This window comes from Bathymodiolus platifrons methanotrophic gill symbiont, assembly GCF_002189065.1.
GTDB lineage: Bacteria > Pseudomonadota > Gammaproteobacteria > Methylococcales > Methylomonadaceae > Methyloprofundus.
Genome location: NZ_BDMN01000559.1, coordinates 1 through 1,389, shown reverse-complemented (window position 1 = coordinate 1,389; position 1,389 = coordinate 1). Strand labels below are relative to the sequence as shown.

Genomic DNA, 1,389 nt, shown 5'->3' with positions numbered 1-1,389 from the left:
GAACATCGTTTTTTTCCTCATGTGACTCGTGCTTGTGAAGGTGTTGTATTTGACTCGGTTGAAACAGTTAAAACATTGATTTCTAGAACATCAACGTCAAAAGGACTAACAACAATTGTTCACATACTCGACAAAATATACGAGACAGGACGAAAATATGCCGCTGACTTCAAAGAAATAATGCCGATTGTATTTGATACACATTTACCAAAATGGAATTACCGTGCAATTCCTCAAGAATAATTAATATCGGGAAGTTGTTTCGTGCTTATTCCTAATCGTGAAGAAATAGCTGCGGGGATGGATACTAGATTGCAGCAGGAATTTTCGAAATTGGGTTTTGCCATTACCGATTTTCGTATTGAAGGAACCGACTTCGATGCAGATACTTTAAAGCGGGTCAATAGAATTGCGAATGTAACAGCTGAAGTCCAGGCGGCCAAGGCAGCAGGGCTAGACTATACGCGCATTCAACAGTTAGAGGCAATGCGTGAAGCAGCTAGAAATGAAGGCGGTGGCGCAGGTTTAGGTATGGGAATGGGAGCCGGCATGGGTATGGGGCAGATGATGTCGCAAGCGATGGGCGCTAATATTCCTACGCCTGGTGATGGTTCGAATATAGATTCTGGTGCTGATGCTATGCAAAAACTAGCGCAATTAAAAAAAATGTATCAGGCAGAATTAATTTCAGAAGATGAATACCAGGCGAAGAAAAAAGAAATTCTGGATAGCTTTTAATGGCTAGATGTAAAAGCTGTTCAGCACCATTATTGGCGAATACTAACCGTTGCCAATATTGCGGGGTCCGTAATGATGTAGACTTGCATGCAAAGCATAATTATTCTATTTACCAAAAAGTCTCGGATAGAATTTGTCCGCATTGCGATAAGCCCTTGCAAACGATTCAAATTCAATTAGACGAGGCTGTTCTTATCGAGCGGTGTGCAGTTTGTTTTGGATTGTTTTTTGATTTACACGAGCTGGAAACATTACTAGATCATTCAGTGAGTCATATAGCGGCAATTAATAGAGCGCATATAGATAATATTAATAGTGATCGTTATCAGACAACTGAAGTTTCCCAATAATTATTTATGGTAAAATTGAAACTATGCTACAACTATATGAAAAAAATAGTCTTTTCATTCGTTTCAAATGCTATTGCCTAAGGGGGATTAAGTAGGGGTTTGCTATAAACATGGCAAAACCACCTAAAATAAACCTCGATACACCAGCATTGTGTATTTCAGCTACTCAATAATTGGGAAACTTCAGCAGTGGAATAGATCAAGACTTTTTAGATATTCTTCAACAGCATACAGCAGGCAATCCAATGAATTCATCTATTAGGTGGACTTATCTAAAGCCGCGTGAAATCGTCAGTGAATT

Annotated in this window: 3 protein-coding genes; all 3 read left to right on the top strand. The window is 39.2% G+C overall.

Annotation, left to right across the window (positions count from 1 at the left end):
• On the top strand, positions 1 to 243 hold a 243-nt coding region (locus CDZ78_RS20460), incomplete at its 5' end, for an ISAzo13-like element transposase-related protein (RefSeq protein WP_444979200.1).
• A 21-nt stretch (positions 244 to 264) separates the two neighbouring features.
• Entirely contained in the window at positions 265 to 738 is a 474-nt protein-coding gene (locus CDZ78_RS20455) for an SHOCT domain-containing protein (RefSeq protein ID WP_244559318.1), read from the top strand.
• The gene (locus CDZ78_RS20450) at positions 738 to 1,088 is read left to right on the top strand and encodes a zf-TFIIB domain-containing protein (protein WP_087871588.1); all 351 of its coding nucleotides are present in this window, start codon (positions 738 to 740) and stop codon (positions 1,086 to 1,088) included. Before CDZ78_RS20455 ends, CDZ78_RS20450 begins: the two co-directional genes overlap by 1 nt.
• The last annotated feature ends 301 nt before the right edge of the window (positions 1,089 to 1,389 follow it).